Below are 13,343 nucleotides of genomic sequence, written 5' to 3'. Positions count from 1 at the left end.
TAGCGCCGGCGAGGGCGTCGACGCTTGTACGTTCTTGCGCTCGACGGCCGGTGGATGGGCGTCAATGCAAAAACGGCCACCGTTCGGGTGGCCGTCTGAGACGAGGCGGTGCTGCGTCAGGGGTGCTTGAACATCTCGAGAATGCGCGCCTTCTCGCTGGCGTCGGCACCGCCCGGCGACGGCGCTTGTCCGGCCGCGGGGGGCGGGGCGGCAGGCGACGGCGAGTTGTTCCCGAAGAACGGCAGCGAGAAGCCGCCGCTGTTGTCCTCGATGCCAATGCTCGCCACGAAACCGTTGCCCGGCAGCTTGTCCGTCTCGTACAGCTCGCCGTTCACGACGCTCACGCCCGGCGGCATGGCCATCTGCTGCTGCGGCACGCCGTTAAGCGCCACGCCCATGTACTTCGTCCACACCGGCAGGGCCAGTTGTGCACCGAATTCACGGCTGCCGAGCGTCTTGGGCTGGTCAAAGCCCAGCCACGCCACGGCGACGAGCGAATGCTGGTAGCCGGCGAACCAGCCGTCGAGTGCGTCGTTGGTAGTGCCGGTCTTGCCCGCCAGATCGGTACGCTTGAGCACGTTGGTGCCCGAGCCCGTGCCGCGTTGTGCCACGGACTGCAGCAGGCTGTTCATGATGAACGCGTTCGGCGCGGAAATCGCCCGTGCGGCATTCACGTTGGCGATCACCGGCGTGGCCTTGTTGAGCACATTGCCGCGTGCGTCGCGAATTTCGCTGATCAGGTACGGCGCCACGCGGAAGCCGCCATTGGCGAACACCGCATAAGCCCCCGCGAGCTGCAACGGCGTGGTCTGCCCGGCGCCGAGCGCCATCGGCAGATACGGCGGCACCTTGTCCGCGTCGAACCCGAAGCGCGTGGCGTAATCCTGTGTGAATTGCGTGCCCGCGAACTGGAGCAGGCGAATCGCCACGAGGTTCTTCGAACGTTGCAGACCTTCGCGCACGGTCATCGGTCCGCTGAAGGCGTCGTCGTCATGCGGATCCCACGCCTGGCCCCCGGTTTGCGCGGGCGGCAGGTTCAGCGGGCCGTCCATCACCATCGTGGCGGGACTCACGCCCTTCTCGATGGCGGCGGAATACACCACGGGCTTGAACGTCGATCCCGGCTGACGCCAGGCCTGCGTTGCGCGATTGAACTTGCTCTGATTGAAGTCGAAGCCGCCGACCAGGGCGCGAATGGCGCCGTCATCCGGTGAGAGCGAGACGAGCGCGCCTTGCACTTCCGGCAATTGCGCGACGCGCCACTTCCCGCGTACGTCCTTCATCACGCGAATGATCGAACCCGGACGAATGCGCAGCTTCTCGCTGGCCTTTGCCGAGAGCGCCGACGCGGCGAAACCGATGCCGTCGCCATTGACGACCACGGCGTCGCCCGAGAGGGGGACGGCCGTGATTTGCGACGAACTGGCGGCCACGACCACGGCAGCGACCAGATCGCCGTTGTCCGGATGCTCCAGCAACGTGTCTTCGATCAGTTGCTGGCGATCGGGCATGGCGGCGGGCAACTCGACGAACCCCTCGGGGCCGCGATACGCGTGGCGGCGCTCGTAGTCGAGCACGCCCATGCGCACGGCTTCGTACGCGGCTTGCTGCTTCTTCGAGTCGAGTGTCGTGATGACGGTCAGGCCGCGCGTGTAGGCGTCGTCCTTGTATTCGTCGTACACGGCCTGGCGCACCATTTCCGCCACGTATTCGGCGTGAACGTTGTACTCGTTGCCGGACGTGCGCGTGCGAACCGGCTCGTGCAACGCGTCTTCGTACTGATTGCGCGTGATGTAGCCCAGATCCAGCATGCGCTTGAGAATGTATTCCTGACGGATCTTGGCGCGCTTCGGATTGACGATCGGGTTATACGCCGACGGCGCTTTCGGCAGGCCTGCGAGCATGGCGGCTTCGCCGAGCGTGATGTCCTTGAGGTCCTTGCCGAAGTAGATGCGCGCGGCGCTTGCGAAACCGTAGGCGCGCTGTCCCAGATAGATCTGGTTCATGTACAGCTCGAGGATCTTGTCCTTGGGCAGCGCGGACTCGATCTTGTAAGCGAGCAGCATTTCGTAGATCTTGCGCGTGGCCGTCTTTTCCCGCGAGAGGAAGAAGTTGCGCGCGACCTGCATGGTGATCGTGCTGGCGCCTTGCGCCGCGCCGCCGTGCAGTACGTCGGAGACACCGGCACGCAGAATGCCGATGAAGTCCACGCCGCCGTGATCGTAGAAACGGTAGTCCTCGATCGCCAGCACGGCCTTTTTCATCACATCGGGAATCTGGTCGATGGTGACCAGGCTGCGTCGCTCTTCGCCGAATTCGCCGATCAGCACGTTGTCCGACGTGTAGACGCGCAACGGCACCTTCGGACGGTAATCGGTAATGACATCGAGCGGCGGCAGGTTCGGGCGCATGACAATCAGCGCGTAGCCGACGATCAGCGCACCAACGATGGCCAGACCGGCCAGTGTGGCGACGATGACGCCGAGGGTGCCAAAACCGCGTTGACGACAATGCGCCGACGACGAAGCCGCGTGTGGCGAAGTGGCGGGGGCGTTGCTGACAGGACTCCGGACGCTTTGGGGACGCTGCTGATGCGCCGGATCAGACGGTGTACGAGGCGGCAAACAATGCTTCAAGGACATACCCAACGAAAAAAGCAGGATGGGAACAGGCCAGCCGGCCTAGCGCTGCGTGGATCCCCGCCGCGCGGCGAAATCGGAGCAGTATGCCACGCCCGACGTGTCACCCCCCAAAAAAATGGGGGGGGATGGCCGGGGTGCCACTGCTCAATGGCTCAACGACGGGCTTCCGTGGTGAGAGACGTTGAGATATTTGACCGGGGGACGAAAGATAAATGGGACTAACCGGGATGATATGGGAAGAACCCGGACGGCCCCACAAAAAATGACTTGCAGCGGGTGAAAATGCGAACGGGCCGCAATTGGCCCGTTTCTTACTCAGCGAACATGTCTCCTTGGCGCCGGGCCATCTCCTCCTGGCGGACCGTTTTGACGATCTTGTAAATCCACTGGAGGGAGACGCCATACTTGCGGGCCAGCTCACTGTGGTTCGCGCCATTGAAATCGTCGTAGATTTGGCGATCACGCTGTGACAGCTTATACGACAGCCCCATCGGGAAGTAGATGTTCTGCCCGCCCCAATGCGCGGCCATACGATCCGCAATCTCCCTTCCGACTTGGCTCGCCTTATCGGCATCCAGCCCCGCGCTCTCCTGCAGCACAAGAACGCACTGTTCGGCCAGGTCAACCAGTAGCTCCGGCCCCTTGCTCTTGAAATCGCCTTTCAGGCGGCTGTCGTGGAAAGCACCCTCGGCCATGTCTATCTCCCTCGAGTCAAAATGTCGTTCAAACGATCCCATGCGGCATGCATCGGGTCGAATGTGCCCGCCGTGAACGCATGGCTGAGCGCCATATCCAACTGCGCACGCTCCACATCGGTAATTTCGCCAACCAGCGGCACCATGTTCCTTACAGCTTGCGGCAGGAACCGCATCGCCCAGCGTTTCATGGTCTCGATCAAGCGCTCGGCCTGCGCGCCATCGATCCACTGCAGGGCATCCACGCCTGTAATTCGCTTAACGTAAGCGGCCAAGGCTTCCTCGGACGGATTCTTTACCGCCTGTAGATGGTGCAGGAACAGCCAAAGTGCTCGGATCTTCTTGCTCTGCCGATCTTGCGCCAGCGCACGAGACGGCTTCGCTTTGGGACGCACCTTAAAGCCGCAGCGCTTCATGTGCTCCAACACACGCTCCAGGTCTGGAACGCTCAACTCCGCGCTGGACGCGCGCTTTCCAAAGCGTCGCAGAATCTGACGATAGGTGTCATCGTCCATCGACAGGTCGCGCTTGGCGACGTGAATCAGGCGGATGAGGCGCTGGCGATCGGCAGACTGGCTCATCGAACTTACTCCAGGGCCAACGGTTGAGCCGTCGCACCGATGCCCCGGTGCAGCTTGGCGTCGTGCCCTGATGCGCGGCCGGCGGCGTAATCGCCGTACTCGTGATCGCGCAGCGCCCGGCCGTCATTACGGTCGCGGGTCTTCAGTTCCTTGACGGATGGGTAGTGAACCGTCATATACGCTTCGATTGCCTCGCTCTCTCTGTCGCTGCAGGAAAAGGCTGCGATGGTCCCGGCCACGGCACGCACCCAGCCTTCGCTGAAAAGGTCGGCCCGGCGAGTCTTCGTGGCGCTTTTGCAGCGTCCGAGCCGCTGCTGGATGTGCTGCGCACGTGCCCGTTTGGCTTGTCGGCACAGCACCGAGAACGCATAGCCAGCGACTTCCGGCGCTGCGCCGCAACCGATGAAACACCACTCACCAGACGCTACCCATCCACTCGACGAGAAGATCACGGCGCAGTTGAAGGCGTCGCCGACGTGCTGCGCCAGCAGCGTCTCCCACCGTGATGGGTGAGTTTTCGCGCCGGATTTGGCCCGCCGCTCCTCGGCCTCGGCAGCCTGGAGGTGTGTTTCCGTCAAGCCGTGCGCCTCCATCAGCTTGCGGGCCTGTCGAAGGGCCGCTTCGGCTTCATGCTCGTTGCAGCTGGCTGAGAGCGCCAGGCACTTCTTGATTTTGTCCAGAATCTTGCTGTGATCGCTGGTCATCATGGTCTCCGTCAAACCGCTTCCCGAAGCTGCCCGCGAGCGAGCAGCTTGAGGCAACGGCTTTACCCGGCTGCGGCATCCTTCAGCGCCTTGGCCGGCGTGAACTTCGGCGCCCGCTTCGCTGCAATCTGAATCGATTCGCCGGTCTTCGGATTGCGACCGACCTTCGCCGCACGCTCCACAACGCTGAACTTGCCCAAGTCGGTGATCACCAGTTGCTTTCCAGCCCAGACAGCGTTAAGTACGGCAGCGCTAAGCGCGTTAAGCACCGCTTCAGCCTGCTTGTTGGTGACTTCGGCGTTGGCTGCCAGATGCTTGATGAGTTCTTGCTTGTTCATTGCTTTTCCTTTCGCTTTGACTGCTGGTTGGTGGTAAATGCTTTCGACGACGACGGCTCGCGCTCCGCCGCCCCGAGGGAGGTTGTCGCACCCGCGACTTGTTGCACCATCGCCTCGAAGAGCGCGTTGGCGGCGGTGCCTGTCGCTCGGATCGTGGTGCCGTTGCGGCTGCGTTTCACAGTTACGGTTCCGATGGCTTTGCTCATGTCACACCGCCGCGACGTCGAGGCTGATCGGCTGATACTGGTCGGTGTCGCCGATACGTTCGTAGATGCGCACATAAGGCTTGCTTCCGGCCACTTGCACGCTGTCGGCGATCGCCTGCATCGCGCGCTGCCATTTCTCGTCGTTGATATTCAAACGCTTCAGCCCGAGCACGCGGCCCGTGTTGATCTTGCCTTCCTTGTTCACTTGGAAAGCGTCATTGATGAGCGCCTTGATCTCGTCACGGCTGCCTTCGGTCCAGGTCTGAATGCACTCGTCAATCAACTGCTTTGCCGCCTGCAGGCGTTCGTCGAACACCAAATGCTCCTGGATCTGTCGGACGATCTTGAAACGGCCATCGAACGACAGCAGCGTGACATTTCCTTTCACACCACCGAGTTTCACGCCGTATTGCTCGCCCGACATCTCGACAAACGCGCCGATGTCACCGAACGCTTTCGCCTTGAAATCGGCCAAGATTGTTGATGCTGACTTGGCACGCTCCACCAGCTCGCGGACCAGTGCGTCTCGTGCCTTGTCGATCGGCTTGACCATGTTCTCGGGGATCAGCCGTCCTTCCCCGTCACGCCAGTACCCGGCCGGAATCGTTTCGCTCATCTAGTGCTCCTTGCTCTCTGATTGCGTTGAGTTACTGCTGGCCAGACGTTCGTGAAATACGCGAACCTTGGCGATGTTTTGTTGACGTTGCTGCTCGGTTTGCTCCGCCGACTTACTTCGTGCCAGCAGCGCCACGGCTTCTCGGATCCGCTCGCTATTCCGCAGGCGCTGCTCCTTGGTCAGGTCCGGCGCCGGAAGCGCGCGCGGCGGATCCCGGTTGCCGAGGTTGTCCAGGAACAACTTCGGCGGAGGCCAGCGATCACAGAGGCGGTACAGCGTGCGGAACGCTCGACGTACCCGCTGCTCGTCGGCTTCCTCACTCCAAGACGACGCCAGATCCTCAATCGCGGCGAGCCAGATATCCAGCGTGAGAGTCACGCTGTCCTCGGCGGGAGCGCCAGGCAGTCGAAGGGCAACCAGCCCTTGCAAGCCGCGTGACACTTCCCGCTCGAGCCACTTCTCAACCACGAGCACGCTCCTCCAGGGCAGCGATCGCCGACAGCGTCTTGGATTGTCCCTTCGAAGGTGTGGCACGAGGTTCACCGACCGTGACCACTGCGCCGGCCTGCGGCCGCCAGTTACTGATGACCTCGTAGAGCCAGCCGTGGCTTTTCAGCGGCAGAGTAAGTCGACCTGCATCACGAGCGGCGAGTGCCTGTTCTACCGCCCACACCCACGCTTCCAGCGGTGCGTCGTATGCCTGACCGTTGCGAGTGATGCGCTGCGCTTGCAGGTCCGGCAGCAGATCACCAATCAGGCGCGCAACGCGGTCCATCGTCAGCTCCCGCGATTCCGGTCGGAACAGGGCCACATACCGCACCAGCGCCGAACCGATCTGGCCCGACAGCTTGAATGCGGACGCAAGCGCTTCGCGCGCGGCTTCGTGTGCGACCAGGGCATCGAGCGAAAGCGTCGTGCCACAGCTCGGGCAGCGAGTTCGCATCAATGCATCCCTCCCTGCGGCTTGTGCATCACCTTGACGTGATTGGTGACAATCGCATCGAGCTCCTTCGCCACGGCTTCGTGGTGTCCGCGCATGTGCAGGAAGACGACGCGAGCGAGGCTTTGGGAGACGCCATGCAGAACATGCCGAAGTTCGTGGAGCTCATCAGCCAATTGCAGCACGCTGCCATTCGTCCGATGTAGTTCGGCCCGAAGCTCGGGGACGCTCTCAATGACGTCCGGATTTGCCAACGGAGGGCACATCGTGATGGTCGATTCGCTCATGCGTCCTCCCAGGTGACGGTCACGCCTAGGAACACGGCATAGCCGCGCTTTACCCCACCTTCGTTGCGCCACAGGCGTTCGCCTGAGCGGTCCAGCAGCGGGCCGATCGACGTTTGCCGGTCGCGGACAATGCGAAGCTCGGGATGGTTGCCTCGCTCGGGGTAGAGAATTTGCCCGACCACTCGGTAGCCCATTTCACGTAGGGCACGCGCCGCACAGTTCGCGGCTCCTAACCGATCGGTCAGCCCGACGTTGAATACTCGGCAGACGCTCTCCTGGACTTGCGGTGCCAGGGGCGAGACTACAGTCAGCGTGACGCCCATCTCACACCCCCTTTACGACATCAGCGGTCACCGTGGGCGAACCGATCTCAGCTGCGAGGTTCATGCAGGCCGTCAACAGGTTTCCGATGGCGAGCGGGTACAGCAGAGACACCGTTTCCGGGCGATCCCGACGCGTGCTCGTGATCGTGAGCTTGGCGCGCAGCGCGTCGACGCCGCTCGGGTCAATGATTTCCCCGACTTGCTTACCCAGGCGATCGAACTTGAACTTGAGGTACTCCTCCAGTCGAGCGCCTTCGAGTGGCGCAAGCTCGATCATTTCGCATCGCTGTACCACTTCGCGCACGTCCTGGTTTCGCTCCGAGAGCTTGGCCTTCAGTTCAGGTTGGCCGATCAGGATGATCGAGAGCAATTTCTTAAAGCCCATCTCCAATTCGAAGAAGCGCTTCAGGTGCTTGATCGTAGGAATCGGCAGCGCATGCGCTTCATCGATGATCAGGCAATGCCGATACCCTGCGGTGTGACTTTCGCGCAGCGCCTTGTGCAGTTGTGCGAAGCGTGCTTCCGGGCTCGACTTCGGCTTCTCCAACGGCGCGACGGCTGCCATCAGTGCCTCCGCGATATGGGTCGACTTGAGGGTTTTCCCCTTCTGGTCGTTGTCTTCCATCGCGAGCACATACGGCTTGATCAGCAGAATGGGCTGATTCTCGCGAACGATGCGGTCTTCGAGGTCACGCATCAGCGTGGTCTTGCCGGCACCGCTCTCTGCTACGACGGCGAGCAGCCCGCCGTGCTTGGCCGTCTGGAACATTGCCTCACGCACGTAGCGAATGTCAGGACTGACGTACATGTCCTCTGCCGACTGGATATCGTCCTGGAATGGGTCGCGAAACAGACTGAAGTGCTTGCGCGCCGCTGGATAAAGTGTTTGTTTGCGCAGTAACATAGATTCCTCCGGGTTGGACTCGATAGCGGATTTCGACTTGGTGGCCGGGCGGGCCGCGTTGGCGCGCGGCTCGTCCACCTTTGCTTTTAGAACCTTGGGCAGATCAGACGGATCGACGCCGATGTCGGCCAGAAAGGCGTGAACGCGTTCGCGCACGTCGTTCGCGTCAACCTCTTCAAAGGCACTTTCAAGGACGTTCGGCGCAACGCCTTTCCCTTCGAGAAAGTCGAGAATGCGCTCCTTGAGATCGAGCTCGTCGAGGCTCTTGGGCCATTCGCCGTGATTCACGATTTGCGCGACTGTGGCTTGCGAGACATTCAGTGCTTTTGCCAAATCGGCCTGTTTGCAACTGGCCTGGGCCAGCACGTTCTTCAGCTTCAGCATCATTCACCTCCAGCCGCCGCACGCAGCAGCTGCAGCGGTTTCTGATGACCCGCGCGGGGGCCGGAAAGCTCGGCAACGATCGTGTCGAGCTGGTCTTGGGGGACGCCTGCCGGATAGCGCTGTTGCAGCCATTGGAAGCGTTCAGCGGTCCACTTCCCACCTGCGGCCTCGACCCTCGACTTGATCTGCTTAGCGGCATCAACGTGCGAAAGCGGCGGCAACTCGATCGTCGGAGCGACCAGGTCATGAGCGGTGCCTCGGCGCGGCAGGTAGGTCGGCAGTGTGGCGTCGTCGATGTGCTTGTACGGGTCGAGCCGGCCACCGAACGGCAGTGCTTTTGCCTTTCGAGCTGCCTCGGCAGCTTCCTGGCTGTCTGTGCCGGTGACCAACTGCTCAATGCGCTTGAGCGCGCCCTGCGCCGGCGTCGCGGCGTGGCGCTTGTAGCTCTCGCCGATGACAGCCGACTCCGCGCTGAATCCGAACTCGGTCTTCCTGACCTCGTGGACCACGTGGAAGACTTCATGACCGTCCTCGCCGACGAGCACCACCTGTGCGGCGTCGTCGCGCCAGGGATTGCGGGTGACCATTACCTTCTCGCCGACCATCACGTTCGGCACCGTCGAGACGTCGTACTCGCGTCCCTGGAACGGCACGCGCAGCTTCGGCGTCACCTTGCGGCTCTCCGGCGTGGCCACGGCAAGCTCGCGGCACACATCTACCGAGGGCGCCTTGATCAGTTGATCGGCGCGGATCGCCATCCATGCCTGGCTGCGGGTCTGCCCGTGGCGTCGATGCACAGCCGTCGCGTTGAAGTGCATGCGCCACTTTCTGGCCAAGGCGTTCAACTCGTCCAGGCTGTTCACCGGCTGAAACTTCAGACCCGGTTCGAACTTGCGCTCGATGATGTTCCGCGCGTTCTCCACCTGGCCGGTGGCCCGCGCGTTTCCGACCTTGTGGACGACCATTTCGATGCCAAGCGAGCGGCACAGATTGCGCGTCATGGATGCCGTGTTGGCAGAACCTGCGTCCAGCATCAAGATGCGCGGCACGCCGTGGAGCAAATCAGCCCCTTCGCGCTCCTGCATGGCGTTGATCAGGACCGAACAGAGGTTTTCCCCCGATTCGGCACCCATCACATACTCCGTGTAGAGCCAGTCGCTGGTGTGGTCCGTAATCTCGTAGCTCCACACCCGGTCAGCCGCAATGCGGGCGATGTTCTTGGGCTTGTTCTTATAGAACTCCGCGTGGTCCATGACGCGCAGACCATTGGCGCGCGCGTCAGCCGAGGGCTTGAGGTAGTACAGAACGCAAAGGCTCGCGTCGATCTGCCAGACGTGATTCGGATGCAAGCTCGCCAGCTCAGTAACTGGTGCGGGTGCGAGCAACTGATCGGGGTGAACACCATACATACGCAGCGCTCGATGGATGGTGCTTTCGGACAGAGGGCGCAGCTCGCCGGTCGACTCGTCGAGAAACTCGGCACGAATCATTTGATTCGCACGAAGCGTTTCGACGGCATCGGCGACCGAGTAGAGCCGCTTGCCATTCTTTCGCGTTGACTCCATCAGCACGGCAGAGATCATCATGGCTTCGTCGCGCGTCAACGCACTTTGTCCCGCGTCCGAGCGGCGCTTGCGCTGTGACATGACGGAAACCTCCTTGAGCTTCTTGAGCAGCGTGGCGCGCGACATCCGCAGCTCGCGGCACGCGGCGTCGTAGATCGCCCCTTTGCCGCCATGCCCGGCCTTGCGAGCAGCGTGAGCCACGGCCACTAATCGTTCGGTCAGGATGGCGTTCATGAGTTATGCCTCGGTCGTTTCGCCGCTGCGCATCCAGTCGGGAAGTTCTTCGCCGTCCGGGGCTTCCTTGACGCCAAACTCACCGCGCAACTGCTTGACTGACACTTCGACCTGGCACAGCAGGCCGGCCATGAAGTCTTCATGAGTCATACCGTGCTTCTCGGCATGTTCGGCGAGTGATTGGAAGGCGGCGCGCAGCTTGCCACGGACTACCGACTCGGCTTCGAAGGCGAACTGGCTGGCTTCTTTGCGAATTTCCTGCCCTTCCACGTCCGGCGGGGGCGTCTGGACGCGGGGCTTCTTAGTAGTGATCTTGGCGGCCAGTTCGTCGATCTTCGCGTTCTTATCGGCAAGCAGGCGGGACTGTGCTTCAGCGTTCTCGCGGGTTTCCCGCAGGGCCGCACGCAGTTCCTTGACGCTCATGGTGGCGATATCGTCGAGCTTCAACTCGCCGGTCTGGCCAGTAAGTTCCAGCTCCTCAATCTGCTCATCCTCCAGGACCAACATTTCGATCAACTTGCTGCTGGTGCCAATTGCCTTGATCAAATGCGTCGACGTCGACGCATTTGTGAATTTCACGGCCGCTTGCATGAATCGTTGCGCAACACGTACCTCGACTCCCAAGGAGTCGAGGCGAGCGATGAAATTCCCGTGTTCGCATGCCTCCTTAAGCACCCGAAGACCGCGCCCGACTTCGAGACAAGCTTCAACGCTGCGACGCATGTTTGCCGCGATATCGCGCTGGATCAGGTCCGGGTCGGTGCAGTCAGCGGGCAACAGATAGCCCAGTTGGGCTGCGACGGCGCGCACTGTGGCTTGGCGTTCCTCGTGCATGACCGCCAACTGGTTCGCAGCTTCACGCATCGCAGGCAGTGCCGGCGTATCAGCATCGGTCACCACCACTGCGGTGTTTTCGGTCTGTAGCGGCTTTCGGGCCATTGAGGTCTCCTTAGAGTTGAGTGGTCAGGCGGTTGGTAATCTCATCGATCCGCTGCCGCGCTGAATCAAGCGAGCGGAGGATGCTTACCGCGTGTTGAGCAAGTCGCGACGACGGACGGATGCGTCCGGTCTCAGGGATGCGCTCGGCGAAGCCTTTTTCCTCGAGCGTCGCCACGTATCGCGTGATCGCGCTGGGCTCCAGGCCGGTTGCCTTCGACAGTTCCGTGGGCGTGAGGCCGTGAGCGAAGTGGCCCAACAGAACGTTCAGAACCTCGAGCACCTTGCCGGCGGACTGTGCGGTTTTCGGTGTGTCTTTCATCGTCACTCTCCACACAGATCCAGCTCGGGCTGCGCGTGCTTCTCGACGTTCCCGCGGTGCCAGGCGAGACCCTCCATCGCTTTCTGAATGACGACCAGAGTGTCTGCCGCTTCGGACTTGCCGCTGTAAAACTGCAAGAGGTGTCCGACCGCGGTGTTGAGGGTCTCCTGGAGCGTTTGGATGTCGGCGGCGTCGCAATTCCGCCCCGACGGCATATCGATGAGCAACTTTCCAGCGCTAGCCGTCTGCCACCGTGTAACGAAGTCGATGCCGCACGCGCTCTCGAACGGCCGGACAAGGTTCAACGGCATGCGGCCGTTCTGAAACCACTTGTAGAGCGTCCAGTGATCAGCAAGCCCCATGCGTTCGGCGATGCGCTCCACGGAGAGGTTATGGCGCTCCTTTGCGTGGTCCTTGCACAATTCCAGCGCCTGGCGTAGCGACGTCGGCTGGATGTGTTTCCAATTGCGGCGGCTCATTGGAGTCCCCTCAAAAGCACCATGTCCAAACAAAGGCGGTTTTTGCAACTGTCGAAAGCCATTTGCAGGATGTAGGATTGACAGCGGATAATCTGAATGGGAATGCACTCATGGACGAAAGTCGGCGCATTAAACAACTGGAAGGTCAGGTCAACGCGCTTGCTCATGCCTGGCTCACTCTCGTCGCGGCTCTGGAGGTTCAGGGCGGCTTTGATGCAGCCGGTCTTCAGGCGTCTCTGCTTGAGCGACGTTGGCCGAAGAATCACGCGGTGAACGAGGAAGCGCGGCCGACGCTGGCATGGCTGTGTGAGCAGCTGGATGAGGCTCGCGCGGCTCGCCTATCAGCAGAGCGTTGACCGGAAAGCCGAAGCGGTCGTACATGGCGATCCTCACGCGGCGCGACGATGCACGGGCGCCAGGGCTTTCGCGGGATCGCTGCAAATTTCACCGGCCTTGAGGCCGAGTTTGATGGCGATTTCGTGGGCTTGACCTCGAACGCACTTTTTACGACCGCCGAGCACCTCGAAGACCAGATTCGGGGAAAAGCGGTTGGCGATGGCCCATTGGGTGATCGAGATGCCTTTCGACTGAAGCTCAGCGCGGGCTTCATCAGCAGTACGTAGTTTCATGGCAGGCTCCTTGCGAGGGGCGGCCGGCACTTTGCACAGTGCCGCTTAAGTTGCCGTTCGTGGTTGGACGGTGTGAGTGAATTATTGTGGAAATAATCCACAATGTCAAACATATATCGTGGAATTGATACACATTCGTTTGAAGGAAGAGCTGGAGCGGCTTGGATTAAAACCTGCAGCCGCCGCAAAGGCTGCGGGCGACCCTGACTCGCAAGGTCTTCGCGATGTCTTGGGAGGGCGAAAGCGCCTTTCGGCCGAACTTCTCGCTGCGCTCGCTATCACGGTGGGGGTTGATGCCGCTTATGTGCTGACCGGTAAGAGAAATGAACTCTCGACGGTAGTGCTAACGCCGGAAGAGCAGCTGCTGCTGGCTCGATTTCGTAGCTGCCCGCCAGATTTGCGAGATGCGGCCTTACGTGTGCTGCTAGGCGGCAGCGAAGGTCAGCCGAAGCGAATCGAAGGTTCGATGCAGATATTCCATCAGGCGCCGACTGGCCCCGTGGTGGGACGGGACATCAAGAACATGGTCGGCAGAGATATAAAGAAAAAGAGGTAAAT

Annotated in this window: 19 protein-coding genes; 2 read left to right on the top strand and 17 right to left on the bottom strand. The window is 61.4% G+C overall.

The genetic code is table 11. The annotated features are described in order from the left end of the window. Positions 1 to 116: 116 nt before the first annotated feature. The 16 genes from ABWO90_RS02330 to ABWO90_RS02255 all read right to left on the bottom strand — a co-directional run bounded on the left by ABWO90_RS02330 (position 117) and on the right by ABWO90_RS02255 (position 12,156). A complete protein-coding gene (locus ABWO90_RS02330) occupies positions 117 to 2,624 on the bottom strand; it encodes a penicillin-binding protein 1A (protein ID WP_502922526.1) in 2,508 nt (835 codons plus the stop codon). Positions 2,625 to 2,953: 329 nt separating this feature from the next. After that, the gene (locus ABWO90_RS02325) at positions 2,954 to 3,337 is read right to left on the bottom strand and encodes a Mor transcription activator family protein (RefSeq protein WP_353189571.1); all 384 of its coding nucleotides are present in this window, start codon (positions 3,335 to 3,337) and stop codon (positions 2,954 to 2,956) included. Positions 3,338 to 3,339: 2 nt separating this feature from the next. Then, on the bottom strand, positions 3,340 to 3,918 hold the full coding sequence (locus ABWO90_RS02320; RefSeq protein WP_353189570.1) for a gp16 family protein: 579 nt from the start codon (positions 3,916 to 3,918) through the stop codon (positions 3,340 to 3,342). A gap of 5 nt (positions 3,919 to 3,923) precedes the next feature. Beyond that, the gene (locus ABWO90_RS02315) at positions 3,924 to 4,625 is read right to left on the bottom strand and encodes a DUF2786 domain-containing protein (RefSeq protein WP_353189569.1); all 702 of its coding nucleotides are present in this window, start codon (positions 4,623 to 4,625) and stop codon (positions 3,924 to 3,926) included. Positions 4,626 to 4,684: 59 nt separating this feature from the next. Then, a complete protein-coding gene (locus ABWO90_RS02310; protein ID WP_353189568.1) occupies positions 4,685 to 4,960 on the bottom strand; it encodes an HU family DNA-binding protein in 276 nt (91 codons plus the stop codon). Beyond that, positions 4,957 to 5,166, bottom strand: a complete 210-nt coding sequence (locus ABWO90_RS02305; protein WP_353189567.1) for a hypothetical protein — start codon at positions 5,164 to 5,166, stop codon at positions 4,957 to 4,959. Before ABWO90_RS02305 ends, ABWO90_RS02310 begins: the two co-directional genes overlap by 4 nt. A 1-nt stretch (position 5,167) precedes the next feature. After that, a complete protein-coding gene (locus ABWO90_RS02300; protein WP_353189566.1) occupies positions 5,168 to 5,782 on the bottom strand; it encodes a DUF3164 family protein in 615 nt (204 codons plus the stop codon). Further along, complete coding sequence (locus ABWO90_RS02295; RefSeq protein WP_353189565.1) at positions 5,783 to 6,250, bottom strand: hypothetical protein; 468 nt, start codon at positions 6,248 to 6,250, stop codon at positions 5,783 to 5,785. Further along, on the bottom strand, positions 6,243 to 6,725 hold the full coding sequence (locus ABWO90_RS02290) for an HI_1489 N-terminal domain-containing protein (protein ID WP_353189564.1): 483 nt from the start codon (positions 6,723 to 6,725) through the stop codon (positions 6,243 to 6,245). Before ABWO90_RS02290 ends, ABWO90_RS02295 begins: the two co-directional genes overlap by 8 nt. Next, a complete protein-coding gene (locus ABWO90_RS02285; RefSeq protein ID WP_353189563.1) occupies positions 6,725 to 7,009 on the bottom strand; it encodes a hypothetical protein in 285 nt (94 codons plus the stop codon). The genes ABWO90_RS02290 and ABWO90_RS02285 overlap by 1 nt, the downstream gene beginning before the upstream one ends. Beyond that, complete coding sequence (locus ABWO90_RS02280; RefSeq protein ID WP_353189562.1) at positions 7,006 to 7,332, bottom strand: hypothetical protein; 327 nt, start codon at positions 7,330 to 7,332, stop codon at positions 7,006 to 7,008. The genes ABWO90_RS02285 and ABWO90_RS02280 overlap by 4 nt, the downstream gene beginning before the upstream one ends. A 1-nt stretch (position 7,333) precedes the next feature. Further along, positions 7,334 to 8,623, bottom strand: a complete 1,290-nt coding sequence (locus tag ABWO90_RS02275) for an ExeA family protein (protein WP_353189561.1) — start codon at positions 8,621 to 8,623, stop codon at positions 7,334 to 7,336. Continuing rightward, positions 8,620 to 10,419 (bottom strand): integrase, encoded by a 1,800-nt coding sequence (locus tag ABWO90_RS02270; RefSeq protein WP_353189560.1) that lies wholly within the window; start codon positions 10,417 to 10,419, stop codon positions 8,620 to 8,622. The genes ABWO90_RS02275 and ABWO90_RS02270 overlap by 4 nt, the downstream gene beginning before the upstream one ends. 3 nt (positions 10,420 to 10,422) lie before the next feature. Next, entirely contained in the window at positions 10,423 to 11,358 is a 936-nt protein-coding gene (locus ABWO90_RS02265) for a hypothetical protein (RefSeq protein WP_353189559.1), read from the bottom strand. 10 nt (positions 11,359 to 11,368) lie between these two features. Beyond that, positions 11,369 to 11,677 carry a helix-turn-helix domain-containing protein gene (locus ABWO90_RS02260; protein ID WP_353189558.1) on the bottom strand — a complete coding sequence of 103 codons (309 nt, stop codon included), beginning with the start codon at positions 11,675 to 11,677 and terminating at the stop codon, positions 11,369 to 11,371. 2 nt (positions 11,678 to 11,679) lie between these two features. Then, a complete protein-coding gene (locus tag ABWO90_RS02255; RefSeq protein ID WP_353189557.1) occupies positions 11,680 to 12,156 on the bottom strand; it encodes a hypothetical protein in 477 nt (158 codons plus the stop codon). A gap of 110 nt (positions 12,157 to 12,266) precedes the next feature. On the opposite strand from ABWO90_RS02255, the gene ABWO90_RS02250 reads away from it, so the two are divergent. Beyond that, positions 12,267 to 12,512, top strand: coding sequence for a hypothetical protein (locus tag ABWO90_RS02250; RefSeq protein WP_353189556.1), 246 nt, complete (start codon positions 12,267 to 12,269; stop codon positions 12,510 to 12,512). Between the two features lie 33 nt (positions 12,513 to 12,545). On the opposite strand, the gene ABWO90_RS02245 is transcribed toward ABWO90_RS02250, so the two are convergent. Further along, on the bottom strand, positions 12,546 to 12,785 hold the full coding sequence (locus tag ABWO90_RS02245) for a DNA-binding protein (RefSeq protein WP_353189555.1): 240 nt from the start codon (positions 12,783 to 12,785) through the stop codon (positions 12,546 to 12,548). Between the two features lie 139 nt (positions 12,786 to 12,924). Here ABWO90_RS02245 and ABWO90_RS02240 point away from each other — a divergent pair, with 139 nt between their 5' ends. After that, on the top strand, positions 12,925 to 13,341 hold the full coding sequence (locus ABWO90_RS02240; RefSeq protein ID WP_353189554.1) for a hypothetical protein: 417 nt from the start codon (positions 12,925 to 12,927) through the stop codon (positions 13,339 to 13,341). Positions 13,342 to 13,343 lie beyond the last annotated feature (2 nt).

The sequence above is a fragment of the Pandoraea pnomenusa genome (genome assembly GCF_040391475.1).
In the GTDB taxonomy this organism is placed as follows: domain Bacteria; phylum Pseudomonadota; class Gammaproteobacteria; order Burkholderiales; family Burkholderiaceae; genus Pandoraea; species Pandoraea pnomenusa_C.
This window is presented reverse-complemented; position numbering and strand designations above follow the sequence as displayed.

Bases quoted from the DNA above. Each gene is read 5' to 3' on its own strand.
- ABWO90_RS02325 (WP_353189571.1), bottom strand. From the start codon at position 3,337: ATGGCCGAGGGTGCTTTCCACGACAGCCGCCTGAAAGGCGATTTCAAG.
- ABWO90_RS02320 (WP_353189570.1), bottom strand. From the start codon at position 3,918: ATGAGCCAGTCTGCCGATCGCCAGCGCCTCATCCGCCTGATTCACGTC.
- ABWO90_RS02315 (WP_353189569.1), bottom strand. From the start codon at position 4,625: ATGATGACCAGCGATCACAGCAAGATTCTGGACAAAATCAAGAAGTGC.
- ABWO90_RS02310 (WP_353189568.1), bottom strand. From the start codon at position 4,960: ATGAACAAGCAAGAACTCATCAAGCATCTGGCAGCCAACGCCGAAGTC.
- ABWO90_RS02305 (WP_353189567.1), bottom strand. From the start codon at position 5,166: ATGAGCAAAGCCATCGGAACCGTAACTGTGAAACGCAGCCGCAACGGC.
- ABWO90_RS02300 (WP_353189566.1), bottom strand. From the start codon at position 5,782: ATGAGCGAAACGATTCCGGCCGGGTACTGGCGTGACGGGGAAGGACGG.
- ABWO90_RS02290 (WP_353189564.1), bottom strand. From the start codon at position 6,725: ATGCGAACTCGCTGCCCGAGCTGTGGCACGACGCTTTCGCTCGATGCC.
- ABWO90_RS02285 (WP_353189563.1), bottom strand. From the start codon at position 7,009: ATGAGCGAATCGACCATCACGATGTGCCCTCCGTTGGCAAATCCGGAC.
- ABWO90_RS02280 (WP_353189562.1), bottom strand. From the start codon at position 7,332: ATGGGCGTCACGCTGACTGTAGTCTCGCCCCTGGCACCGCAAGTCCAG.
- ABWO90_RS02275 (WP_353189561.1), bottom strand. From the start codon at position 8,623: ATGATGCTGAAGCTGAAGAACGTGCTGGCCCAGGCCAGTTGCAAACAG.
- ABWO90_RS02270 (WP_353189560.1), bottom strand. From the start codon at position 10,419: ATGAACGCCATCCTGACCGAACGATTAGTGGCCGTGGCTCACGCTGCT.
- ABWO90_RS02265 (WP_353189559.1), bottom strand. From the start codon at position 11,358: ATGGCCCGAAAGCCGCTACAGACCGAAAACACCGCAGTGGTGGTGACC.
- ABWO90_RS02260 (WP_353189558.1), bottom strand. From the start codon at position 11,677: ATGAAAGACACACCGAAAACCGCACAGTCCGCCGGCAAGGTGCTCGAG.
- ABWO90_RS02255 (WP_353189557.1), bottom strand. From the start codon at position 12,156: ATGAGCCGCCGCAATTGGAAACACATCCAGCCGACGTCGCTACGCCAG.
- ABWO90_RS02250 (WP_353189556.1), top strand. From the start codon at position 12,267: ATGGACGAAAGTCGGCGCATTAAACAACTGGAAGGTCAGGTCAACGCG.
- ABWO90_RS02245 (WP_353189555.1), bottom strand. From the start codon at position 12,785: ATGAAACTACGTACTGCTGATGAAGCCCGCGCTGAGCTTCAGTCGAAA.